Origin of the sequence: Pseudomonas sp. (genome assembly GCF_040514055.1) — a bacterium.
In the GTDB taxonomy this organism is placed as follows: domain Bacteria; phylum Pseudomonadota; class Gammaproteobacteria; order Pseudomonadales; family Pseudomonadaceae; genus Aquipseudomonas.
The window spans coordinates 156,511-180,010 of the sequence record NZ_JBEVDL010000016.1 but is presented as its reverse complement, the minus strand read 5'-3'; the positions used below and the strand labels follow the sequence as shown (position 1 = coordinate 180,010).

The 23,500-nt window shown below is 63.8% G+C and carries 22 protein-coding genes; 5 read left to right on the top strand and 17 right to left on the bottom strand.

Features of this window, described 5'->3' with window-relative positions; genetic code table 11:
* Window positions 1-47: 47 nt before the first annotated feature.
* From ABWY06_RS05020 to ABWY06_RS04990, 7 genes are all read right to left on the bottom strand, one after another.
* Window positions 48-1,190 (bottom strand): MalM family protein, encoded by a 1,143-nt coding sequence (locus tag ABWY06_RS05020; protein ID WP_502948149.1) that lies wholly within the window; start codon window positions 1,188-1,190, stop codon window positions 48-50.
* Between the two features lie 5 nt (window positions 1,191-1,195).
* Window positions 1,196-2,788 carry an outer membrane protein transport protein gene (locus ABWY06_RS05015; RefSeq protein WP_353924473.1) on the bottom strand — a complete coding sequence of 531 codons (1,593 nt, stop codon included), beginning with the start codon at window positions 2,786-2,788 and terminating at the stop codon, window positions 1,196-1,198.
* A gap of 18 nt (window positions 2,789-2,806) precedes the next feature.
* A complete protein-coding gene (locus tag ABWY06_RS05010) occupies window positions 2,807-3,811 on the bottom strand; it encodes a transporter (RefSeq protein ID WP_353924472.1) in 1,005 nt (334 codons plus the stop codon).
* A gap of 52 nt (window positions 3,812-3,863) precedes the next feature.
* Window positions 3,864-4,625, bottom strand: coding sequence for a C39 family peptidase (locus ABWY06_RS05005; RefSeq protein ID WP_353924471.1), 762 nt, complete (start codon window positions 4,623-4,625; stop codon window positions 3,864-3,866).
* 116 nt (window positions 4,626-4,741) lie between these two features.
* Window positions 4,742-5,206 carry a DUF6160 family protein gene (locus ABWY06_RS05000; protein ID WP_353924470.1) on the bottom strand — a complete coding sequence of 155 codons (465 nt, stop codon included), beginning with the start codon at window positions 5,204-5,206 and terminating at the stop codon, window positions 4,742-4,744.
* A 240-nt stretch (window positions 5,207-5,446) separates the two neighbouring features.
* The gene (locus ABWY06_RS04995) at window positions 5,447-8,176 is read right to left on the bottom strand and encodes a helix-turn-helix transcriptional regulator (RefSeq protein ID WP_353924469.1); all 2,730 of its coding nucleotides are present in this window, start codon (window positions 8,174-8,176) and stop codon (window positions 5,447-5,449) included.
* Window positions 8,173-10,887 carry a winged helix-turn-helix domain-containing protein gene (locus tag ABWY06_RS04990; protein WP_353924468.1) on the bottom strand — a complete coding sequence of 905 codons (2,715 nt, stop codon included), beginning with the start codon at window positions 10,885-10,887 and terminating at the stop codon, window positions 8,173-8,175. The genes ABWY06_RS04995 and ABWY06_RS04990 overlap by 4 nt, the downstream gene beginning before the upstream one ends.
* 159 nt (window positions 10,888-11,046) lie before the next feature.
* Between ABWY06_RS04990 and pabB the strand changes: the two genes are divergently transcribed.
* Window positions 11,047-12,402 (top strand): aminodeoxychorismate synthase component I, encoded by a 1,356-nt coding sequence (gene pabB, locus ABWY06_RS04985; RefSeq protein ID WP_353924467.1) that lies wholly within the window; start codon window positions 11,047-11,049, stop codon window positions 12,400-12,402.
* 54 nt (window positions 12,403-12,456) lie between these two features.
* On the opposite strand, the gene thrH is transcribed toward pabB, so the two are convergent.
* A complete protein-coding gene (thrH, locus tag ABWY06_RS04980; protein WP_353924466.1) occupies window positions 12,457-13,074 on the bottom strand; it encodes a bifunctional phosphoserine phosphatase/homoserine phosphotransferase ThrH in 618 nt (205 codons plus the stop codon).
* 185 nt (window positions 13,075-13,259) lie between these two features.
* Between thrH and ABWY06_RS04975 the strand changes: the two genes are divergently transcribed.
* The gene (locus ABWY06_RS04975; protein WP_353924465.1) at window positions 13,260-13,994 is read left to right on the top strand and encodes a phosphoadenylyl-sulfate reductase; all 735 of its coding nucleotides are present in this window, start codon (window positions 13,260-13,262) and stop codon (window positions 13,992-13,994) included.
* A 102-nt stretch (window positions 13,995-14,096) separates the two neighbouring features.
* Here ABWY06_RS04975 and cysB read toward each other — a convergent pair whose 3' ends face one another.
* The 5 genes from cysB to ABWY06_RS04950 all read right to left on the bottom strand — a co-directional run bounded on the left by cysB (window position 14,097) and on the right by ABWY06_RS04950 (window position 17,990).
* Window positions 14,097-15,071 (bottom strand): HTH-type transcriptional regulator CysB, encoded by a 975-nt coding sequence (gene cysB, locus ABWY06_RS04970; protein WP_353924464.1) that lies wholly within the window; start codon window positions 15,069-15,071, stop codon window positions 14,097-14,099.
* Window positions 15,072-15,195: 124 nt separating this feature from the next.
* Complete coding sequence (locus ABWY06_RS04965; protein ID WP_353924463.1) at window positions 15,196-15,696, bottom strand: universal stress protein; 501 nt, start codon at window positions 15,694-15,696, stop codon at window positions 15,196-15,198.
* Window positions 15,697-15,779: 83 nt separating this feature from the next.
* Window positions 15,780-16,706, bottom strand: coding sequence for a 5'-nucleotidase (locus ABWY06_RS04960; protein WP_353924462.1), 927 nt, complete (start codon window positions 16,704-16,706; stop codon window positions 15,780-15,782).
* Window positions 16,699-17,655, bottom strand: a complete 957-nt coding sequence (locus ABWY06_RS04955; protein ID WP_353924461.1) for a putative 2-dehydropantoate 2-reductase — start codon at window positions 17,653-17,655, stop codon at window positions 16,699-16,701. Before ABWY06_RS04955 ends, ABWY06_RS04960 begins: the two co-directional genes overlap by 8 nt.
* Window positions 17,655-17,990: a YbbN family protein gene (locus ABWY06_RS04950; RefSeq protein WP_353924460.1), complete on the bottom strand. Its 336-nt coding sequence runs from the start codon at window positions 17,988-17,990 to the stop codon at window positions 17,655-17,657. The genes ABWY06_RS04955 and ABWY06_RS04950 overlap by 1 nt, the downstream gene beginning before the upstream one ends.
* Before the next feature lie 50 nt (window positions 17,991-18,040).
* Between ABWY06_RS04950 and ABWY06_RS04945 the strand changes: the two genes are divergently transcribed.
* Together ABWY06_RS04945 and ABWY06_RS04940 are read left to right on the top strand one after the other, a co-directional pair.
* Complete coding sequence (locus ABWY06_RS04945; protein WP_353924459.1) at window positions 18,041-18,460, top strand: PilZ domain-containing protein; 420 nt, start codon at window positions 18,041-18,043, stop codon at window positions 18,458-18,460.
* A 195-nt stretch (window positions 18,461-18,655) separates the two neighbouring features.
* Window positions 18,656-19,732 (top strand): 3-deoxy-7-phosphoheptulonate synthase, encoded by a 1,077-nt coding sequence (locus ABWY06_RS04940; protein WP_353924458.1) that lies wholly within the window; start codon window positions 18,656-18,658, stop codon window positions 19,730-19,732.
* Between the two features lie 62 nt (window positions 19,733-19,794).
* Here the strand turns inward: ABWY06_RS04940 and ABWY06_RS04935 are convergent, their stop codons facing one another.
* Both ABWY06_RS04935 and ABWY06_RS04930 read right to left on the bottom strand, forming a co-directional pair.
* Window positions 19,795-20,076 carry a GNAT family N-acetyltransferase gene (locus ABWY06_RS04935; protein WP_353924457.1) on the bottom strand — a complete coding sequence of 94 codons (282 nt, stop codon included), beginning with the start codon at window positions 20,074-20,076 and terminating at the stop codon, window positions 19,795-19,797.
* Window positions 20,077-20,094: 18 nt separating this feature from the next.
* Window positions 20,095-21,372, bottom strand: coding sequence for an aq_1923 C-terminal domain (locus tag ABWY06_RS04930; protein WP_353924456.1), 1,278 nt, complete (start codon window positions 21,370-21,372; stop codon window positions 20,095-20,097).
* Window positions 21,373-21,725: 353 nt separating this feature from the next.
* Here ABWY06_RS04930 and oprI point away from each other — a divergent pair, with 353 nt between their 5' ends.
* Complete coding sequence (oprI, locus tag ABWY06_RS04925) at window positions 21,726-21,977, top strand: outer membrane lipoprotei OprI (protein ID WP_353924523.1); 252 nt, start codon at window positions 21,726-21,728, stop codon at window positions 21,975-21,977.
* A gap of 137 nt (window positions 21,978-22,114) precedes the next feature.
* Here the strand turns inward: oprI and ABWY06_RS04920 are convergent, their stop codons facing one another.
* Together ABWY06_RS04920 and ABWY06_RS04915 are read right to left on the bottom strand one after the other, a co-directional pair.
* Window positions 22,115-23,074, bottom strand: a complete 960-nt coding sequence (locus ABWY06_RS04920) for a L,D-transpeptidase family protein (RefSeq protein WP_353924455.1) — start codon at window positions 23,072-23,074, stop codon at window positions 22,115-22,117.
* A gap of 113 nt (window positions 23,075-23,187) precedes the next feature.
* Window positions 23,188-23,469, bottom strand: a complete 282-nt coding sequence (locus tag ABWY06_RS04915; protein ID WP_353924454.1) for a hypothetical protein — start codon at window positions 23,467-23,469, stop codon at window positions 23,188-23,190.
* Window positions 23,470-23,500 lie beyond the last annotated feature (31 nt).

Sequence of the window (23,500 nt, the reverse complement as noted above, 5' to 3'; positions counted from 1 at the left end):
TCCAGGATGCGCGCGCGGGCACTTGGCTGTTATGTCAACCCACGGCCCTAGCGTTCGATAGCCAGCTCGAAGGCACCTTCGTCGGCATGGGCGTGGGCCTGCATGCCGCGCGGGTCCAAGGCCAGGTCCTGCAAGGGACGCTTGAAGGGCTTGTTGTCCAGGGTCTGCAGCTGGCGGTCCTGGTCGGTGGTCAGCAGCAGCACATAGCGCTCACCCTCCGCCGCCCTGACCGGCACCGTGCCCTCGATAAAGGCATAGCGATACCAGGTCTCGGCGTGCAACTGGTAGACCGCATCACTGACCAGGCGGGTCGGTCGCTTGGCCGCATCGAGAAACAGCAGCGAGGGGTACACCAGCTGCTTGTTGGCGAAACTGCGCACCCGCAGCCCGTAGGTACGGTGCGCCGCAGGCAACTTAAGCGCCGCATAGGCACTGCGCCCCATGGGAAAATCGAAGCTCGGTGAATAACGGTCGAGCTCTGCATAACGCGGTTCGTCGGCCGACAGCTCGATAAAGGTGCTGTCCGCCAGTTGCCCGCAACACTGCTCCACCAGGCTTTGGTAGAGCCCCTCGACCGATCCGGGGCTGCCCTCGAGCAAGGCTTGCAGCGCCGCACTGGGTTGGCCGTCCAGGCCGGGCAACAGCGCGGCCTTGCGGCTGAATTCGACCTGGCGACCCTCGGTAAAACGGATTGCCGACGGGCTGTCCGACGCGGCCGCGCCGGCCGCCTGGGGGTTGATCGGGGCATTGCGCATGCGCCCCTGCTCGTCGACCCAGGTGTAGTAGCCGGGCGCTTGCCCTGGGCGCCGATAGCCACGGCCTTCGAGGACATCGGCGTCGATGTAGTCGTCGGGACGCTGGCCATTGCGCAACAGTCCTTGCGCCGCGTGGTCCTGCGCCTGCCGAGGGCCGGCATAGAAACTGTTTTGCAAGGTGCCGTTGCCATCGACCCAGGTGAAGTAGCGGCGTTTGCTCTCGCCGCTGGCCGTCCCCTCGCCCACCTCCCCGGCCGGGTCGGTCCGCTCGACCGGACGGGCGGCGCGGTTGGGCTGCCCCAAGTCGCTGCCCGCGACGAAACTGTTGTACAAGCGGCCTTGGTCGTCGATCCAGGTCAGGTAGCGACCCTCCCCGGCCTGCACGACCGTCGCCAGCAGGCACGCCAGCAGGACGCCGGACGGGTAACGGGCCACGGCGTTCAAAAGCGGGTCCTGTAGGTCAGGGCGAGAATGTAGGCCTGCACGCGCGTCTCGATATTCAGGTCGGAATAGGGGTTGTACACCATGCTGTCGATGCCCGAGCAGTTGGCGTTGCAGCTGGATCCGGCGGGAATGCTCTGGGTGCTCACCAGGTAGTTGAAGCCCAGGTCGATCACGGTGTCCTGGTCCCAGCGGTAACCGACCCCCAGGCCATACAGGTCGGCATCGCCCAAGGGCGCCAGCACGTCCGCCTTGTCGCCGGGAATGGCCGAGGGGCGCGGCTCGTAGCCGGCGCGCAGGCTCAGCCGGTCATTGACTTCGTACTGCACCCCCAGCGCCCAGCTCCACACCGATTCGTAGCCGCGATCCAGGGTGATGCTGGTCGCGGTGGCGTTCTCGGGGGAAAACAGGCTGGCGATCCGCAGGACGTCCAGCGGTTGGTCGAACTCCAGCTTGAAGGCGTTCCAGGCCGCGTAGTCGGTCCATTTCAGGTCAAAGTTGAGCTGCCAGCGCGGGTGCGGCTTGAACTTGAGGCCGGCGGCGAAATGCGCCGGGTAGGTCATGTCCATGGAGACGTTGCCGTGCTCCTCGTCGAAGACGCCATCGGGGGTGATGCTGTTGAAGATCGCGCCGACCAGGGAACTGTCCAGGCCGCGCCAGAACCCTTGCCAATCTTGGGTGTAATCGATGTTGTACTTGCCCTGCAGGTGCATGCGCGCCTCGCTCTGGTAGACGGCGCCGAGGGCGAACCAGTCGTTCGGCTCCCAGAGCACGCCCAGGTTCCAGGTGGGCGACAGCGTCTGCTGCATGTCGATATCCAGGTTGGCGATGTCGGTGAAGGGCCCCAGGTCGCCGCCACAGAGGTTCAGCAGCACATCGAACGGGTTGCCCTGCACGGTGCACAGCGCGTTCTGCGCCGCGCCGGTAAAGCCGGTCAGCACATTGGGCGCGCGAAAATCCTGGTTCAGCGCCATGGCCTGGTGCGAGAAGCCGATCGACAGCCCCAGCGCCAGCTGGTCGTTGACCTGGTAACCGACCGACGGCGAAAAATAGGTGATGCGCTGGATCACCACATCCTTGCCCTGGTAGCGTCCGGGATCGTCATCGTCGCGGGAAAAACCCAGCGCCTGGGGCGCGTAGATATTGGTGGCGAAGGTGAATTTCGAGCCCGGCGGATTGATCGACACCCCGCCCAGGGGCGCGAACAGCAGCGGCAATTCAGTGGCCCCGCCCATGCCCGGCAGGTACATGGCGGCGGCGGTGGTGCGACTCGACGAGTTGGCCACCGGGTCGTCCTTGAGGCCGAGGAATTTATCGCCGTAGTTGGCCGGCGCGTCGAAATCCGCACGGATATCCATGATCCCGGTAATGAACTTGGTGGTGGTCTGGCGGCCCTTGAGCTTGGTCAGCGCCGCCGGGTTGTAGTGCACCGCATCCACCCCGGTGGAATCGGCCGTGACGGCGTTGCCCAGGGCCATCGCCTTGGGGTTGCCGATGGTCAGGTTCTGCGCCAACTGCGCCTGCACCCCACCGGCACCGAGCCACAGGCCTGCCGCAGCCGCCCGGGCCAACGGCGAAATACGTCGTTTCATCAGGTGCTCGCTCGCAGGTTAGGGGGCTTTGAGGCCCTTGATGTCCAGGGGCAGGGAAAAGCCCAGAAGGACATCCGGGGAGTCCTCGGTCATGCCGAAACCGGCGTTGACGTTGACGATGTAGTCCGGCGAGGTGCGCAGGCCCAGGGAGAAGTTCATGATCGCGCTGGTCTGTTCCGCCCCCTCGAGGCGGGTGTCGGCGAAGGTAAAGGTGGGCGCCAGGCTGTGGGCCATCTGGAAGGAGGTGGCCAGCGACACGTCGTAGGACAGGGCATAGGCGAAGCCCATGCTCAACGACAGGGTCGAACCCGGCTCGACCTCCTCCAGGCGCCGCCCGCCCCGGGTCTGGTTGATATCGGTGGATGGCAGGTTGTAGGTGTAACCGAGGGAGCCAAAGAGCACCACCGGGTCGATCACATAGGACAGGTTCGCCCCGCCGCCGAGGCTGTAATAGCCACTGCCGGTGGCCAGGTCGCGGTCGACGTTGATGTCGTAGGGACTGCTGCCCGTCGGCAGCCCCAGGCTGGCGTACAGGGTGGTGACCGGTTTGCCGCGCAGCGAAGTCCAGGGCTGCCAGCGCAGGCTGGCGGAGATATCGCCCAGGCTATAGACGTCCAGGTCACGCTCGGTGTCGTACTTGGCCACCAAGGGCAGGCGTAAACTGAAGGTCAGGTTGTCCCAGACCCCGTAGTCGAAGGTGAAGGAATTGGTGAAGCTGTGCTGCGCCTCGCTTTGTCCAACGACGCTGTAGACCTTGTCGCCGGTGCGGATGGTTTCGATCAGGGTGTCGCGCACCAGGGAATAGTCGAAGCCGTAGGTCAGGGTCCGCTCGCCCTGCTTGAGCAGGGTGTAGCTTTTTTCCGCGGCCTGGAACACCTCCTCCAGGGCCTTGGCGCTGTCGGCATCCTCCTCTTTTTTACCCAAGGCATCACGCGCCTGCTCCACCGACGGCTCGTCGGCCAGCACCGGCGTGCATGCCAGCGCCGCACACAGCGCGAGCGCTGTCCCTCGCCTAACTCCCATGACGTTATCCCCCACTTTTGATTTTCTTCTTATGCCGGGCAAAACCCGCGATCTACTTGCGCCGGATGTGTTGAATATCGCCGCTGGACCCCAGCTCGGTGGCTTGGTCCTCGGTGAACTTGCTGATCTGCGGAAACTCGCGAAAGGCCAACAGGCTGACCGTGCGGTCGTCGATGATGCGCAGGTCCCGATCGGTCAGGACCAACGCATTGCGCGGTTGCTGGCCGCTGGGAAAGATCGCGAACAGCACGTTCTGGTCCCAGATGGCCTCGAAGCGGACCCGGGTAAAACTGATGTTGCCCAAGGCCGGATCGGCCACGAAGACGTGGTCGTTGTAGACCTCGCGCACCACCACGAAATGCTTGAAGCCGGCGTACTCGATCGGCACGATCGCCGGGTGCTCGAGGCCCTCGAGGTCGGCGAATTCAGCGCGAAAGCCACCGCTTTTGTAGCCCAGCGCACCGACATAACGCTTCATGTCCAGCAGCGAGAAGCCGCGCCGCTCGACGATCTTGTCCGCCTCGCCGTAGCGCAGCAGCCCTTCCATCACCTGTCGTTCCTGCAGGTTCTGGCCGAGGAAATAGTCGAGCAAGGTGGTCAGCGCCGCCGAGCCGCAGCTGTAGTCGTAGGCCTGGCGAATGACGTTGCGAAACTGCAACTGGCTCATCGGCTCGAGGGTCACCGCTTCGCGAAAGGGGCCGTTGGGCTGCAGCGGTTGCGTCAGATTGACCGTGCCCTGGGCGGGCGGCTTGGTCTCGACCGCTTCGGTGAAACCCCATACCCCCAGCAGGCTTCCCACTAGTATTTCGATCATGGACGGCCCTGGCCCCGCGCGGTCTGTGCCGGCTCGGTGAATAGAAAATCGAGTCGCACGAAAGCCCCGAGCAGCGGCGCTGGTCGGGTCTTTCGGCTCAACTCACACGAACGGGATCAGTGACCCCAGACCTTGACCGTGGTACCGGCCATGTTGATGTCCGAGATCGCCAGCGAACCGATGCTGGCGGCGCCGGTGGTGGCGCCGGTGGCATAGGTGCCGCCGACATAGATACCAGCGACCGCCACGGTGCCGGTCATGGCGGGCAGGCTGATCGCCAGCTGCTGAACGTCGTTACCGCCAATCGCGGTGGTGACCACGTCGACCTTCAGCGGCGCGCTGTCAGAGATGGTGAAACCGGTGAAGCTGATGCCGGTGATGTTCAGGCTGCCACCACCGGTGTCGTTGTCGGTGTAACGCAGGTTACCGATGGAGCCGGCGAAGTTGCCGGAGATGCTGATACCGTCCTGGCCGGTGACGCTCGACAGTGCCGAATCATCCAGGGCGTGCAGATCGGCCTGGGCCATGAACGGAGCGGCCAGCATGGCGGCGGCCAGCGCCAGTTGTTTGAAGCTTTTCATTGTTGTTATCTCCAAAGGTCACAGGTGGGTTTGCCCCGAGGCACTGCCAGCGACTCCTGTCAGTGGCAGCCGAACCGGCTTGCGCCGATTTCCGCACCCAACGCTGCACTCCCTGGTCGCGTCGGGCCCGGATACGTGAAGCGGCTGGCTTCGCGTCCTGGGCACAAACTACTGGCGCCGCCCCAGGCTGCCAGCCCATCCAAGGGATGGAGCGGGCCAGGTGCCAGCGTCCGACGCCGCTCAGGCCTCGCTCAACAACCCCATGCTCTTGCCGCGCAGTACGGCCTGGGTCCGACTGCGCACCCCCATCTTGGCGAACAGGTTGTGCAGGTGCCATTTGATCGTGGCCTCGGAGAGGTGCACCGCCTGGGCGATATCGCGGTTCGACAAGCCGGCCGCGACGAACCGCAAAATTTCCCGCTCCCTGTGGCTAACATCATGATTTTCATCAAATTTATCTGGATCAATGGCCAGCCGGCGGCACTGCTCGCGCAGGTGCAGCAGCAGGCCTTGCCAGGGTTTCGCCGGGCGCGGCTGCGCCAGTTGCCAGGCCTCCAGCAGCGGCAGCAGCCACAGGGCATCGTCCTGGAACAGGCGGCGATAACCCAGGTTCCAGCTTTCTTCCAGCGTCGCCTGCAGCAAGCCAAAGGCTTTTTCACTGTTACCCTTGCGCCAGTACGCTACCGAGAGTAACAGCGACACCCGCAACCGACGGTCACGCTGGTGCTCGGCGGTCTGCTTCAGCAACACGCCTTCCAACCCGAGCTGGGCCTTGTCGGGACGCCGCTCGCACAACGCCAGCCGCGCCTGGGCCAAGACCAGCGCGGTGTGCGCATCGGGGTAGCGGCCCACCGGCAACAGGCTGAGGTGCCGCTCCAGCTGCAGGCAGACTCGCTCAGCCTCGTTCGGACGGCGCAGCCACAACAGAAACTGCACCTTGCAGCTCATACCCAGGGCGAAGACACGCTCGTAGCCCGGCCCCTGCAGGCCCGCGAGCCAGGCGTCCAGCTGCAGCAGCGCAGCCTCGGTCTCCCCGGCAAAAAAGCGCGCCCGGGCCATCACCAGATGACCGCGACTGATCAGCTCAACCGGCGTCGCAACGTCCCGCCAGGTGGTCGCCAGGGGCAACTCGGCGAGTACCGCGCCATGCCGGTCCTGCTCGTAGAGCAGGTCGGCGTAGGCCAGCGCCAAGGGCCCGCCGACCCGGCTGCAGCGCCCGAACACCCGTTCGACCCGCGCCCGGGCCAGCTCGGCGATGCTGCGGCCGCGCTCCAGTTCGCCACTTTCCTTGCAGATCAACGCCTCGATCAGGCTGGTGACCACGTGCAGGTATTCACTGTCGACCTGCTCCAGGCAGGCGCGGGCTGTGGCGATGGAACGGCCCGCCTCGCCGAATTCGCCCAACAATGCATACGCAGCGGCCTGCACGCACGACAGGCTGGCGTGAAATACCGGCTGGTTATCCGGGACCATTTTCAGCCAATGGCGCGCCACCTTGAGGCACGCTTCGAGTTTGTCCTGATACAGCAGCACCAGCGCCTTGAGCAGATGCGCGGCGGCCAGCAACTCGGCCAGGCCGAAGTGCAGGGCCTTGCCCCGCCCCTGCAGCAGGCGGCCACTGACCTCCTCGATCAGGGCCTCGGACTCGGCGAATTTCTGTTCGAACGCCAGCTGCCAGGCGTAGAAGATCTGGAACACCGCATGCTCGCGAATGACCTCGGCCGGCATGCCCTTGAGCAGGGCCAGGATGCCATAGACCCGGTTGCCGGCGATCAGCCGCGCGCCCTGGCGTTCGAGCAAGGCCGCGGCAAAACCGTAGTCGCGGCCACGCAAGGCGTACTTGATGGCGCGGTCCGGCCACTCGTGGTGTTCGCACCAGCGGGCGGCGGCATGCAGCAGCGGCGTCGAATCACCGCGGCGGGCCAGACGGCCCTGGAGGAACTCGGCGAACAGGTGATGATAGCGCAGCCATTCCCCCTGCTCATCCAGGCGGATCACGAACAACTGCTCGCTCTGCAGGCGACTGAGCATGTCCTGGCCATCGCGGCGACCGGTCAAGGCGTTGCACAGGTCGGCGTTGAACTCGTCGAGCACCGAGGTTTGATCGAGGAACAGCTGCAGCGCCTCCGGCAGGCTGGCCAGCACATCCTCGGTCAAGTAGTCGGCGATATTGCGCTCGGTGCCGGACAATCCGGCGAGAAAGGCCGGACGGTCGACATGCCGGGCCAAGGCCAGCGCAGCCAGCTGCAGGGCGGTGATCCAGCCCTCGGTACGGGCCTGCAGCAGGTCCAGTTCAGCAGCGCTGAGCGCCAGTTGCTTGACGTCGCGCAGGTAGGCTTCGGTTTCCTGGCGCGAAAACCGCAGGTCCTCGGCATTCAGGCCCCATGCCCAGGCGGCCAGTGTCGCTTCGGCCGAAATAAAGCGCGGGCTGTAGCGACTGCTGGTGATCAGGTGCACCTTGCTCGGCAACCGCTCGACCAGGTAGCGCGACCCCTGGCCCAGGGCCGGATGGCGGATGCGATGGAAGTCGTCCAGCATCAGGTACAGGGGGCTATCGAGGCGCTTGAGGTCGGCGATAAAGGCGTCGATCACCGCTTCGATCGGCCAGCTGACATCGCCCTGCAGCAAGCCGGCGGTGTTGCTGCCGAACCCCGGCGCCACGGCATCGATCGCGGCGATCAGGTACTGCAGCAGCCGTTGCGGCTCGCTGTCCGCTTCATCACAGGTCAGCCAGGCGACACGGGCGCCCTGGCCCAGCAGGCGCTGGCGGAACTGGCTGAGTACCGTGCTCTTGCCAAAGCCGGCCGGCGCGCTGAGGACCACCAGGCGTTGTTCGCGGGCGGCGTACAGCCGTTCGATCAAGGCCGCGCGCATCAACAGTGGCCGTGCGCCCGACTCCGCGGGAAACAACTTGGTACGCAGCACGGGGCTGGGGGACGGCTGCGACGACTGCAGGGTCGGGCCGCTCATGAGGGCAGCAAGCTCAGCTCGCGGGCGCGGCGTATCGCCTGAGTGCGATTGCGCACCTTGAGCTTCTCGTAGATGTTGTGCAGATGCCATTTTACCGTTCCCAGGGCCAGCGACAGCTGCTGGCCGATTTCATCATTGGAAAGCCCCTTGGCGGCCAGACAGACCACCTCGCGTTCGCGTTCGGTCAGCCCTTCGTCCAGCACCGTCTGCGAACGGCGGGCGTCCTGGCCGGGCCAAAGCGCCAGCACCTCGCGGATAAAGCCCTGTAGCGCCGGTTGCCGCTCCGCCGCTTCGAGCTGCACCAACAGCACCCGAATGGCTTCGCCTTCCTCGATAAACAGGCTGCGCGCGTCCTCGCGCTCGGCCTGACTCAGGCACTGCACCAACAGGGTCTGGGCGCGCTCCTGATAACCCAGGCGCTGGTAGCTGAGGGCCGCCAGCAGCTCCAGACGCAGCCGCTGCAAGCCATGCCAGTCCGCCTGCAGCTGGCCGCGCAACTGGGTAATTTCATGCAGGGCTTCGCTGTAATGCCCACGGGCCTGCTGCAACCGAATACGGGTCAGGCCCTGGACCCAGAGCACCGGGTTGAAGGACGCCTCCTTGTAGGCGCCCGCCAGCTTGTTCCAGTCCACACTCTTGAGCCGCAGTTCGGCCCGCTGCAAGCGATCCGCGCTGGACTCCATCAGGATCAGGGCGATTTCCTCGCCCACCGCCTGGGCATAAAATCGCCAGGACTGATTGCGCGCGGCCAGGTTCTGCATCAGCACCAGGCTGGCCAGCGACTCCTTGGGCCGGTTCTGCAGGCGTTGGACACGTGCCAAACAGAGCATGCCCTGGGCGTAAAGGTCGATCGGATTGATCACGTCCACTGTGGCCAAGGCCCAGCGCAAGCGTTCCTCCAGGCCCTCCAGGCGCGTTTGCTGGTAAGCGATCAGGCACTCGGTCAAGGTGGGCAGCACCCGCGCCCGGGATTTGTCGCCAAACCAGGGCAGGACCCGCACCCGCAGCTGCTCGGACAGCAGCTGCGCCTGCTTGAGCTGCCCCTGTTCGAGCGCCAGGAGGATTTCCACGTTGGCCAGTTGCATGTCCAGGAAGCGCCCTTCGAGGAAATGATTGCGCTGCTGGGCCAGCGCCAGCAACCGCCGCGCCGCATCGCCCTGCCCCAGCACCACCTGAGCCAGGGCACCGGTCAGCAGCAGCGCCACTTCGAGAAAGGCGGTGTGCTGGCCCAGCTGGATTTCGGCTTTGCGCGCCAGCACGATGCACAGCTCCAGATCATCCTTTTGCAGGGCGATCACCGCCTTGACGGTCAACGCGGCCAGGTAGCTGGGATTCAGTGGCGCATCGGCCTTGGCCTTGGACCACCGCGCCAGCAGCTCATCGAGCATCCGGTTGGCCTCCGGCAGCGCCAGGCTCGCGGCCTTGTCCCAGACATCGGCCAACACCAACACCGGGTAGCGCGCGGCGATAGCATCGGGGATGTGCTTGCGCCAGCGATAGATCTGTCCCAGCTGGCCGCGGTTGATCAGCTCCAGGCCACAGCCATCGACCAGCGCCGCGAGCATTTCCGGGTCCTCGGCGCGGCAGGCGTGGTGCAGGGCCAGGTTCTGCATATGGTGATTGGTGAACCACAGACTGGCGTTGAAGTGCAGCTGCTTGAGGCGCTCGGGATCGCGCTCTTGCAAGCGCCCCCGAAGAAAATCGGCGAACAGGTTATGAAAGCGGTACCACTGCCGATCGCGGTCCAGAGGCAGCAGGAACAGTTGCAGACTTTCCAGCTCCTCCAGCAGCGCCTGGCCGTCCTGGCGACCGGTCAGCGCGTTCGCCAGGTCACCACTGAGTTGACTGGCCACGCCCAGCGCCAGCAGCACCTCCTGACGCTCGCCCGGCAACTGCTCGAACACTGAACGCAGCAGGTAGTCGCCGACGGCCAGTGGCGTGCCGCCCATCTGCCGGATCGGCCCCTCGGCCGCCGGCTGGTGGCGCAACCAGAGACTGGCCAGGTGCACACCGACCATCCAGCCCTCGGTCTGGCCATGCAGTGCACGCAGGGTCGCGCTGTCCAGCTGCAGGCCATTGCGGTCGAGGTAGTCGCGGGTTTCGCTTTCGGTCAGGCGCAGTTCTTCGGCGCCAATTTCCAGCAGCAGGTCCTTGGCCCGTAGGGTCGCCAGGTTCAGCGCCGGCTGGCAACGACTGCCGATGGCCAGCACGAATCCGCCGGGCGCGTGCTGCACCAGACGATGCAGCGCCGTCAGCAGTTGGCCGTCGCTGATCAGGTGCAGGTCATCGAGCACCAGCAGCAGCGGTTGCGCGTGCTCGGCCAGGTCTGCCAACAGGCTTTCCATGACCGCCGCGACCGGCACCCGCGAGCTGTTGTGCAGGTAGCCCAGCGCGTCCTCGCCCAGCCCGGGAACCACCTGGCGCAAGGCGCCGATCAGGTGCCGAAAAAAACGCGCCGGCTCGTCATCCTCGCCATTCAGCGAACACCAGGCCACCGGGCTTCCGGCAGCCTGGCGGGCAGCGGCGAGGGCTGCCAACACCGAGCTCTTGCCGAACCCCGCCGGAGCGGCGAACAGCAGCACGCGGGCGTGCGGCTGGGCCTCGAAGGCCGCCTGCACCTGCGGCCGGGCCATGTAATCGGCCGCCACCTGCGGCGGCGTCATTATTGAGCGCAGCAGACTGCCTGCGGCTGGATTGAGTGCTGCATCCACGACCTGATCCCTTGTTCATTCTTGTTGTAGGACTAAAGTTCAACTCCCTGTCACCCTTGCATACTAATCAGCGCAGCCTCCCGGAGTAAACCGCTGCGGTGCTAGGCCGAATCCTGGCGAGGGTCTACAATCGCGTTCCGCGCCCGTCCGACCTTCCGCATGCCAATCTGCTCCGTTTACCCGCTGCCCTATCGCGCCGACCCCGCCGACTATTTCGCGGCCCTGTGCCATGCCCCTGGCGCGGTGCTGCTGGACGCCGGTCGGCCGCAAGCGCAGCGTGGACGCTACGACCTGGCCAGCGCCTGGCCATTGGCGCAGTTGTCGGCGGCACCCGACGAATCGGCCAACGACTTTCTGCAACGCCTGCGCGACGCGCTCGCGACCCTGGGTCCGGCCAGCGCGCCGGACGCGCTGGAGCTGCCATTCGTCGGTGGCCTGATCGGTTACCTGTCCTATGACTTCGGACGGCGGCTGGAAAGCCTGCCCAGCACGGCAGTGGCCGACCTCGAACTGGCCGACGCGCGGTTCGGCCTGTATGCCTGGGCCCTGGTCAGCGACCATCAGGCGGGCACCACCCAACTGGTCTGTCATCCCAGCCTGGCCGACGGCGAGCGCCAGCGTGTGCTACGCCTGCTCGAGCAGACACCCACCCCGGACGAAGCCCCCTTCGCCCTAAGCACGCGGTTTTCCGCCGACCTCAGCGAGGCGCAATACCGCCAGGCGATCGAACGCATCCAGGCCTATATCCAGGCCGGCGACTGCTACCAGGTGAATTTTGCCCAGCGCTTCCGTGCGCCCTGCGTGGGTGAGCCCTGGACCGCCTACCGGGCCCTGCGTGCCGCTTGCCCGACGCCCTTCGCCGGTTTCCAGCGCCTGGCCAGTGGGGGCGCATTGCTCAGCCTGTCACCGGAACGCTTTCTGCGCCTGCACCAGGGGGCGGTCGAGACCCGTCCGATCAAGGGCACGCGCCCCCGCGGACAAACGGCGCAGCAGGATCGGGCCGAGGCCGAGGCCCTGCTGGCCAGCAGCAAGGACCGCGCCGAGAACCTGATGATCGTCGACCTGCTGCGCAATGACCTGGGGCGTACCTGTCGCATCGGCTCGGTGCGGGTGCCGGAACTGTTCGCGCTGGAGACCTACCCGAACGTCCACCACCTGGTCAGCAGCGTGACCGGCGAACTGGCGGCGGGCAAGGATGCCCTGGACCTGCTGGCAGGCAGTTTTCCGGGGGGTTCGATCACCGGCGCGCCGAAAATCCGCGCCATGCAGATCATCGACGAGTTGGAACCGACCCGCCGGGCGTTCTATTGCGGTTCGTTGCTGTACCTGGACGTACGGGGCGAGATGGACAGCTCGATCGCCATCCGCAGCCTGCTGATCGAGCATGGCCAGGTCAGCTGCTGGGGCGGCGGCGGCATCGTCGCCGATTCCCACTGGCAGGCCGAGTACCAGGAGTCGATCACCAAGGTAAAGGTGCTGCTGCAGACCCTGGAGCGCCTCAGCGGCTTCGCGTGAGGCGCCGCCCGGGCAAGCCCGCGGGCACGGGCCAACAGGGCTGCCGCAAGCGCGCTACAGGCTGAGGTCGCGGTTGGAAGCCTTGATAAACTCCAGCTTGAGCGCAGCGTAGCTGTGCACTGCGGGGAACTGCGGGAACTCGCGGATCACGTTGTCCGGCGCATGGAACAGGATGCCGGCATGGGCCTCGGCCAGCATGGTGGTGTCGTTGTACGAGTCGCCCGCGGCAATCACCCGGTAGTACAGGCTTTTGAATGCCAGCACCGACTGGCGCTTGGGGTCTTTCTGGCGCAGCTGGTAACCGGTCACCCGGTCGCTGGCATCGGTCAGCAGCTTGTGGCAGAGCAGGGTCGGAAACCCCAACTGACGCATCAGTGGCTGGGAAAACTCGTAGAAGGTGTCCGAGAGAATCACCACCTGGAAGCGCTCGCGCAGCCAGTCGACGAACTCCAGCGCGCCGTCCATCGGCTTGAGCGTCGCGATCACCGCCTGGATATCGGAAAGCTTCAAGCCGTGCTCGTCGAGAATCCGCAAGCGTTGCTGCATCAGCACGTCATAGTCGGGAATGTCCCGGGTGGTGGCCTTGAGGGCTTCAATGCCAGTTTTCTCGGCAAAGGCGATCCAGATTTCCGGCACCAGCACGCCTTCCAGATCGAGACAGGCAATTTCCACGGCACGCTCCTCGCGAGGGATTTGAAGGCGGCACTCTAGCGGCTCCACCGACCCGCCGCAACGCGGTCTTTTATATTCAAAACATGCAGTCGACCTCGTTGTTGGTTATTTAGTTGTATAACTGCCTTTTTGCTACCATCGGCCCATAGAGCGCCCAGCGCCACCCCACCGAGGAAGCCTGCCTGATGAGCACCCCCTTCGACGTCACCGAACTGGCCACGACCTACGCCAGCCGATCCCCCCAGGACCTCCTCAAGCTGGCCTTCGCCGAGTTCGGCGACGACCTGTGGATTTCCTTCAGCGGCGCCGAGGATGTGGTGCTGCTGGACATGGCCTGGAAGCTGAACAAACAGGTCAAGGTGTTCAGCCTCGACACCGGTCGCCTGCACCCGGAGACCTACCGTTTTATCGAGCAGGTACGCAGCCATTACGGCATCGTCATCGAACTGCTGTCCCCGGACCCCAGCCGCCTGGAGCCGCTGGTACGGGAAAAGGGCCTGTTCAGCTTCTACCAGGATGGCCATGGCGAGTGTTGCGGCGTCCGTAAAATCGAGCCGCTGCGGCGCAAGCTATCGAACGTGCGGGCCTGGGCCACTGGCCAGCGCCGGGATCAGAGCCCGGGCACCCGCAGCGAGGTGGCGGCGCTGGAAGTCGACAGCGCCTTCTCGACCCCTGATCGGCCGTTGATCAAATTCAACCCGCTGGCGCGCATGACCAGCGAGGAGGTCTGGGGCTATATCCGCATGCTCGAGTTGCCATACAACAGCCTGCACGAACGCGGTTTTATCAGCATCGGCTGCGAGCCCTGCACCCGTCCGGTACTGCCCAACCAGCACGAGCGTGAAGGTCGCTGGTGGTGGGAGGAAGCCACGCAGAAGGAGTGCGGCCTGCACGCCGGCAACCTGATCAGCAAAGCCTGAGCCCGACCGCGGCGCCGGTACGCCAGCGGCCTGCACCTCCACAGCGCCCATAAAAAAGCCCGCTGCAATCAGCGGGCCTTGGCGTGACAGGCGAACCGAGGCTCAGTGGACCGGCAGGTCCACTCCCTGGAACATCTCTTCCAACTCCGCCTTGTTGTGGCACTGCACCGCCTTGGCCATCACCTCCCGCGTCAGGTGCGGCGCGAATTTCTCGATGAAGTCGCACATGAAACCGCGCAGGAAGGTGCCCCGCCGGAAGCCAATCTTGGTCACGCTGGCCTCGAACAGTTCGCCGGCATCGAGCACCACCAGGTCTGGATCGAGCTTGGCATCGACCGCCATCTTGGCCACGATCCCGACCCCCAGTCCGAGCCGCACATAGGTCTTGATCACGTCGGCGTCGGCCGCGGTGAACACCACCTTGGGCGTCAGGCCGCGGTGACTGAAGGCCTCATCCAGTTTCGAGCGACCGGTAAAGCCGAACACATAAGTGACGATCGGGTACTCGGCCAATGCCTCCAGGGTGAGCTTGGGCAACTTGGTCAACGGATGCCCCTGGGGTACCACCACACAGCGATTCCAGCGGTAGCAGGGCATCATGATCAGGTCATTGAACAGCTCCAGGCCTTCGGTGGCGATGGCGAAATCCACTGTGCCATCCGCCGCCATTTCGGCGATCTGCATCGGGGTGCCTTGATGCATGTGCAGCGCGACGTCCGGGTATTGCTTGATGAAACTGCTGATCACCGGCGGCAGCGCGTAACGGGCCTGGGTGTGCGTGGTGGCGATGGACAGGGTGCCTTTCTTCTCGTTGGAGAACTCCTGGGCGATCTGCTTGATACTCTCGACCTTGCGCAGGATCTCGCCGGCCGTGGTGATGATGCGCTCCCCCGCCGGCGTCACCCGAGTCAAGTGTTTGCCACTGCGGGCGAACACCTCCACGCCCAGCTCGTCCTCCAACAGGCGAATCTGCTTGCTGATGCCCGGCTGCGAGGTGTACAGGCTTTGCGCCGTCGCCGAGACGTTTAGGTCGTGGTGCGCCACTTCCCAGATATAGCGCAATTGCTGGAGTTTCATAAATAGCCCTCAACGCAAATAGACGACGCCTGCACTGCCAGCGGCGATATATAACCATATTAGTAGTTTGAACAATAAAACTAGACGTTTTTTTCAAATTTGCTGGTGCGAGCCCCAGAGGGCCTCAGAGCTCGCCACGGCCTCGATGCTGCAGCATTGGCACCAGATACACGGGCACCTCGGACAATTGCACCAGGCGAGCCGCGGTTCGCCCCAGCGGCGTATCGGCCAGCGCGCCATGGCTGTGACTGCCTACGACCAGCAGGTCGACGCCGAGTTTCTGGGCTTGCTCGAGAATCACCAGCGGTGGATCGCCCTGCACCACCCGTACCGCCCGGATCAGTGCCATGTCCTCCTGCGCCTCGCCCAACTCGTCGCGAAAGCCTTCCAGCACCCGCTGCTCGATACTGGCCATGACGGTGCTCAAACCCTTGCTGCGCATTTCGTTGAGCGTTCCCTGGTCAAGGTAGGTCTGCAGCACCGACTCGGCAAACAGGCCCATCGGCTCGACGGCGTGAATGACATAGAGGTCGGCCTGGAAGGAACGAGTCAAGGCCAGCGCATGTTGCAACACGTAAGGCGCGTAGAGCCCCAGATCGGTGGCATAGAGAATCGAGCGAATCATGCGGCCTCCGTGACTGCCTAGTGATCAGGCCTCGCCTGAGCTTAGCAGTGCCAGACTGATATCGGAGAGAGCCCGCGAGCAGTTCAGCCGGGGCAGGGCCCCGGAATTTCGTTGCTCACGCCGTGCGGCACATGACCGGTGGCGACCACCGCGCGCGCGCGGTCGCAGTGCCCGGTCTGATCGTCGAAGAACAGGTCGGCGCCGAACGCCTCGAGGAAGGCGGATTTGTCCAAACCGCCCAGGAACAGCGATTCATCCAGGCGGATATCCCACTCACGCAAGGTCCGGATCACCCGCTCATGGGCCGGCGCCGATCGGGCCGTGACCAACGCGGTGCGAATCGGACAACTGTCTTCGGAAAACTCACGCTGCAACAGGTTCAATGCCGCCAGAAAGGGTTTGAACGGCCCGCCACCCAAGGGCGCCCTGGCGGCCTGGCGCTCATAGGCCTGGAAGGCCAGCAGCCCGCCCTGCTGATAGACCCGCTCGGACTCGTCGGAAAACAGCACGGCATCGCCGTCGAAGGCAATGCGCAGCTCGTTACTGCTGGCCCGTCGCGTGCCGCCGGACAACAGGGTGGCGGCGGCGAAACCGGCGTCCAGGGCGCTGCGCACGTCCTCGGCGTGGGTCGAGAGGAACAACTGGCAACCAAAGGCGGCCAAATAGGGGTACGGGCTGCGCCCGCCAACAAAGGCGGCGCGAGCGATGCCCAAGCCATAATGCTGGATCGAATTGAACACCCGCAAACCGGTATCGGCGCTGTTGCGCGACACCAGGATCACCTCTACCCGCTCCCGCCTCAGGCGCTGGTTGAGGCCCAGCAGCTTCTCCACCAGGGCAAAGGCTTCGCCGGGGGGCAGAATCTCGTCTTCATGGGCAATCTGGTAGTGCCGGTAGGCCTCCACCCCTTCACTTTCATAGATCTGGTGACTGTCGCGCAGGTCGAATAGCGCTCGCGACGAAATCGCCAGGACCAACCTGTCGATGGCGCCCCGCGGGGTCTCAGACACGGTTGCGCGCGTCCAGAAAGGTCAAGGCCTGATACAAGGCCTCGGTACGCGGCATGCTCCCGCCCACCGCGGCGGCCGCGGCCAGTGGCGCCGCGTAGATGGCCTGCAGTTCCAGGGGGCGTGCCTGCTGGAAGTCGTGGGCCATGCTCGGCTGGTAGTCGGGCATACGCGCCGTGGCAGCCAGCATCTTGCCCACGAACCCGTCGGGCAGCACATGTCCACAGAGCAACGCCGCCTGCTGCACCTCGAGCATGATCGCCTCGATCAGCGAACGACTGGCAGCCTCGGCCATCAGCGCCGTGGTCCCGGCCTGCAGCAGCACGGCCAGGCCATTGTACGGCACGTTCCACACCAGCTTCTGCCAGCGGGCCTGTTCCAGGTTGGGCATGGCGGTCGAGTCCAAGCCGGCGGCCTTGAACAGCGCAACGCCCTCCTCGACCAGCGCCTGGCGGGCCTCGGCATCTGCCGCCGGCCCCGAGTGGTAGCCCAGGTTCACCGCGCCCAGCGACTGATGCACGATCAGCCCCGGGGCCGCCCGGTGGACACAGATAAAACACAGCCCGCCCAGCAGATGCAGGGTCGCGGGCAGCAACGGACGCAGCTCATCTTCCACTCCCAGGCCATTTTGCAGCAGCACCACCTTGGCGCCACTGGCCGCCGCCTGGGTGATCAGTGGCGCCAGGGCCACATTGCTGGTGGTCTTGGCGCCGACCAACAGCCAATCGCAGGGCGGCATGTCGCCCGCGTCGCGGTAGGCCTGCAAGGCCGGCAGGTGCACGGTGCCAAACACCGCACTGTCCAGCCGCAAACCCTCGGCCGCCACCGTGGCGAACTCGCTGCGCAGCAGAAAATGCACATCGAACCCGGCACGCGCCAACAGCAGGCCGTAGAAGCCGCCGATGGCACCCGTGCCGATAATGCCGATACGCGGCCGGATCGTTGCAGACATCAGGGTAACTCCTCTGCAGGGCGCTGCAACGCGGCGGCCAGCGCCAGGGCCAGCTCGACGGGTTTCAGCGGGGCGCTGAGCGCGCCATGAAATTGACCATTGTGCACGACAAACAGCGCCGGCAACCCCAGCACCTCATAGCGCTGCACCAGCCCGCCATTGTCCGCCGCGTCTATCCAGCACAGCCGCTGAACCGGCAGCCCCCACCCAGACAGGTGTAGGCGCACCCAGCGGCAAGCGGCACAACCTATGCTTGTGAAGATCACCAGGGAGGTACCCGGCAGCGCCAGCAAAGAACGGTCTGCATCAAAATCAGACAGTTCCAGCTGAATCACTATACTGGAGAGGATGATATCAATTGGACACTATTCCTAAGGCGTCAAAGATGCGTCGATTTTTACGTCACCCCAGCGATATGCCTGTCGAGCTGGTGCCCCGTCGACAGGCCCTGGTGCCGCGCCAACGCCTGAACAATATCAGCTTGGGTGGGGTGGCATGCAACTCGCCGCGTGGTTTTCGTCGTGGCACGGCCATCGAGTTGCGCATTCCCCTGCTGGGACAGCACGCCCACTGCCCGGGCGTGGTCGCCTGGTGCCGCAAGGGGGCCAACGACTACCTGGTCGGTATCGCCTTTGTCGATGAAGATGCCTTGTTTCGCGCGCGCATGGTCGAGCAGATCTGCCAGATCGAGCATTATCGCCTGCAGCGGGAACAGGAACTGGGTACCCCGCTGGCGGTTGAAAGCGTCGCTGCGGAGTGGATCGCCCGCCATGCGGCGCAATACTCCAATGCCAGCCTGAACTGAGCCCAAGCGAGCCCTCGTTGTGGCGCCCGGCCGCGGCATCCCGGATGCATTCGAGGGCCAGGGCCATTGTCGAGCCCGGGCATTACGCGCTAAGGTTCTTACCCCCGTTGCGCCCTTAATGCTGTGCACCGCCGCACGGGGATCGCTGGCGGCCGGCATCCGTGACCTGACGACCCTGACCTGATGAAGAGCACGATGGCTGATCTACAAATCGACGACCTGAACGTTGCCTCCAACGAGACCCTGATCACGCCGGAGCAACTCAAACGCGAAATCCCGCTCACCGCGGCCGCCTTGCGCACCGTGGCCCATGGCCGCGAGGTAATTCGCAATATCCTCGACGGCAGCGACCCCCGCCTGTTCGTGGTAGTGGGCCCCTGCTCGATCCACGACCTCAAGGCCGCCCATGAGTACGCCGAGCGGCTCAAGGGCTTGGCGGCGGAAGTGGCCGACAGCCTGTTTCTGGTCATGCGGGTGTATTTCGAAAAACCGCGCACCACGGTGGGCTGGAAAGGCCTGATCAACGATCCCTACCTGGATGACTCGTTCAAGATCCAGGACGGGCTGCATATCGGCCGCCAATTGTTGCGGGACCTGGCTGAAATGGGCTTGCCGACCGCCACCGAAGCTCTGGACCCGATCTCTCCCCAGTACCTGCAAGACCTGATCAGCTGGTCCGCGATCGGCGCACGCACCACCGAATCGCAAACCCACCGCGAGATGGCGTCCGGCCTGTCCTCGGCGGTTGGCTTCAAGAACGGCACCGATGGCGGCCTGACCGTGGCCATCAATGCCTTGCAGTCGGTCTCCAGCCCGCACCGCTTCCTCGGCATCAATCAACTGGGCGGCGTGTCCATCGTCACCACCAAAGGCAATGCCTATGGCCATGTGGTGTTGCGTGGTGGCAACGGCAAGCCCAACTACGACTCGGTCAGCGTGGCCGTGTGCGAGCAGGAGCTGCGCAAGGCCGGCATTCGGCCCAATATCATGGTCGACTGCAGCCACGCCAACTCCAACAAGGACCCGGCCCTGCAACCCTTGGTCATGGAAAACGTGGCCAACCAGATACTCGAAGGCAACCAGTCGATCGTCGGCCTGATGGTCGAGAGTCATCTGGGCTGGGGCAGCCAATCGATCCCCAAGGACCTCAGCGCCCTGAAGTACGGGGTGTCCATCACCGATGCCTGCATCGATTGGGACAGCACCGAAAAGACCCTGCGTGGCATGCACAACAAACTGCGCGAGGTGTTGCCCAAGCGCCAACGCGGCTGAGGGTAACATCCATGAAAAAGCCGGGCATCGCCCGGCTTTTTTATGCCACCCCAACGTCCGCTTCAGTCCTTGAGGGCATGGCGCTGACGCCGCTCCATGTAGCGTTCGACGTAAGAGCAGGACGGGATGACCGTGTAGCCCATACGCTCGGCATATTCCAGGGCTTGCTCGGTCAGCGCCGCCGCAATCCCCCGGCCACGCAAGGCGTTGGGCACGAAGGTGCGATAGATGTCCAGCGTCTGTTTGCCCAGGTCCATATAAGCCAAGTAAGCACGATCACCGTTGATAATGGTTTCGAACTGGTGACCGGCCTGGTCATGGTGGATGGCTAACGCCTGGTTCATCGCAACTCCTAGTGGGCCTTATAGACTGACCCGCACCTTATCAATCTTTTCCAAGCGCAGGGACATTTCTGCAGTGCCATTACCAGCCTGGAGGCTCAAGTACGCCTTGCCGTTGGCCAGCTTGGTCAACACACCCTGATACTGCATGCCCTCGAAGGTCTTGACCCGCAAACGCTTGCCGATATGCTCTGGCAGGCTGGCGACACTGACGAAGCCTTGCGTAGCTACCACCTCTGGCGCCTCGGGTGATTCAGGCTCCTGCATCTGAACAGGGACCTTATCGGCATCGACGCCAGCCACCGCCATGGGATCGACCCAGGCAAATGCCAGCGGTTCCACCGGCTTTTGGTTAATCAGCAATACCGGCTTGAGCATGCCGACAACGTCCTTGGCCGCGAAAAACTGCAAGCCATCCCACACCATGCCTTCGGTCGGACTCAACTCCAGGCGCATCGACTGGGGGTCCTTAAGATAAGCCTCGTACGCGTCCAGAACCGGTTGCTCCAGGGCGATGCGCTGGCTGCGCAACACCTTGTCGAATTGCGCCACTGCGGTTTTCAAATACAGCTCGGTGGTTTGCCCGAGCTTACCCGCACAGTACTCCTGAACCTTGCGCTGGTATTGATTGTCGTCGAGCTCGAAGGTGACCTGGGATAACCGCGGCGGATTGGCCAGCAAATCGCCGGGCTTCTCGGACATATTAATCAACGCCATGCCCAGGCGCACATCGCCCATGTCACGGGTGTCCGCGCTCAAATTGAACGTGACTTTCTGCCCGCCAGGTTGAAAGACGTAGGAAAACTGTGCATCGGTTTCAAAAGTCCGATAGCCCATCTCCAGCAACTCGAGGGTACCGATACTACGTACTTTACCGCAGGCGACCTCGCTCATGGCGGTAAAAACGCTACGCTTCACAGGCGCCGCGTAGAGCTGTTGCATAAAGGGACCGTGAACGTCCAGGGTCAACCCCCTGAACGTAGCGGCCAGTTGCTCCGGGAACTTACCCTCAGCCAGGCGCTCCTTGAAACGCAACAGCTCGCCCAATCCATTGAACTTCAGCTCGGCATGGGCAATGCGGACACTGTCAGCCAGGACTGGAACCTGGATAGTTAGCTTTTCCAAGCCGACGCGGCCATCGAACGACGAAGTAATACCAGCGTATTGAATGGTCATAATGGGTGAGAGTTGCGCAATAGCGTCGTTCATGATCGAACGCACGGCCAGCCAGAGCGACAGCTTGATCAGCGCCGCAACAACCACCACCGACAATAGAGCCCATTTGAGAAGCTTCAACATCAATACACCCTTCGAACTGTACAGGTACGACCCGATTTGAAAGCCAATGAAGTCTAACAGCCGCCATGTCAATCAGCCATCCTGCGCTGAAAACCGCGACCAATAATGCCCAAGCACACATAAAACAGCACTGCAGAGACGGTCTCATGCCTCTAGAATGTCAAGCTGAGGCAACCCGGACGTACCCGCCCCACGGCGCGGCCAGCGCTCAAAAAACGATCAACGTAAAAAAAATGAACCCTGGCGCCTTCACCGAGTTTAATTTACTGCACATTGTGAGTAGTATGTAGGCCGGCTGATTTCCCACGATCGGGGAGTTGCTTATGGAAAAAGTCCACCTTAAGGGGAACACGATGAACAACGTTCTGAAATTCTCTGCTCTAGCATTGGCTGCCGTTCTGGCTACCGGCTGCAGCAGCATGTCGAAAGAAACCGAAGCACGCCTGACCGCTACCGAAGACGCTTCTGCCCGCGCTCAAGCCCGTGCTGACGAAGCTTACCGTAAAGCAGACGAAGCACTGGCTGCCGCTCAGAAAGCTCAGCAGACTGCCGACGAAGCCAACGAGCGTGCCCTGCGCATGCTGGAAAAGGCTAGCCGCAAGTAATAGCCCACAAGGCTATGAGGAGCCGACCCAGTTTCTGGGTCGGCTTTTTTATTGCCGGCCAATTACGCGGGGGACCACAGCTTACGCAAAGACCCGCGAGACTTGCGTCGTGACGGGCCGTCGCAAAAATCAAAACACTAAATACCCGTCGGCAGGCTATCGACCAACTCAGCCCTTGGCTCTGCTATTTCAATCGGCAGTCCGTCTTCAGCCGCCACCACTTCGCGCACCACTTCCCAATCCAGGCGCAGGTCGTTGACCAGTTGATCACGCTGCAACAGGGCATTGACCACCGCCGCGTGCTTATCGACCACCGAAGGCACGCCATTGTCATCTAACGGTGCATGAGCCTCCAGGTAGACCTTGCCGTTACTCAGCCCAAACTTGTAAGGCTCGTTGAGAATCCGCACCGAGGTGCCCACTGGAGCCATGGACGCCAGTTGCAACACATTGGGGTTCAGCATGCGAAAGCAGCCATGGCTGACGCGCATGCCGATGCCGAATTTCTTGTTCGAACCATGGATCAAATACCCCGGCACTCCCAAGGTGAACTTGAACGGCCCCAACGGATTATCCGGCCCCGGCGGCACCATGGTCGGCAAGGGGTCGCCATCGGCGGCGTGCTCCTCGCGAATCGATTGCGGCGGGTACCAAGCCGGATTGGCGGTCTTGGCCGTCACGCTGGTATGCGCGATGGGCGAACCCCACCCTTCGCGTCCGATTCCCAGCGGGTAGGTGTGCACGACGTTCTGCCCCTTGGGGAAATAATACAGTCGGTACTCCGCCAGATTGATCACGATGCCCTCACGCGGCCCGGGCGGCAGGATAAAACGCGTGGGCAGCAAGATGTCCGCGCCCGCCCCCGGCAACCAAGGATCGACACCAGGGTTGGCGGCGACCATTTCCAAATACCCGAGGTCATTGGCTTCACCTATATCGGCAAAGGTGTCCTCATAGCGGGCCTTGATCACCTGCACCTGACCGACGATGTCTTCGCCGGGCGGCGGCAAGGGCAACTCCAACGCCGCGACGGGACCGATGGCACAGAGCACGGCGAGGGGGAGCAAACGGGCAACAGCAGGCACACGCGGTGACATCCTGAAATCCTTGGCAGATCGACTGGGAAAAGACCCGGAATTGTACACCGATGGCAGTACCGCTTCCCAGTAGCCCCGCGCCAGTACGGGCGGCAGCTCAGTGAAGCGCTTCCCTAAGGAGCCGGCCAGCCCGCCCGCTCGCCGCGCCGCTGAGCCTGCAGGATCCCATGACAAGTGATGCACAGGCGGCGGTCGCGCAGCCGCAGCCGGTCCACGGCCAGCCAGCGCGGTTGCGCAGGGAGCAAGCCGCCACACAGCGTGCGATCGGCATAACCGGCCAGCTCGAACTGGCGCGCAACCAAATGCAGGCGAATTTCGCGGCACGCGAACAGGTCCAATTGCTCATCGGGCTCGATCAACTGATAAGCATGCAGGGACCAGGCGGGACGGGGCATTGACGACTCCTGAGCGGGGGCGCCACCTTAG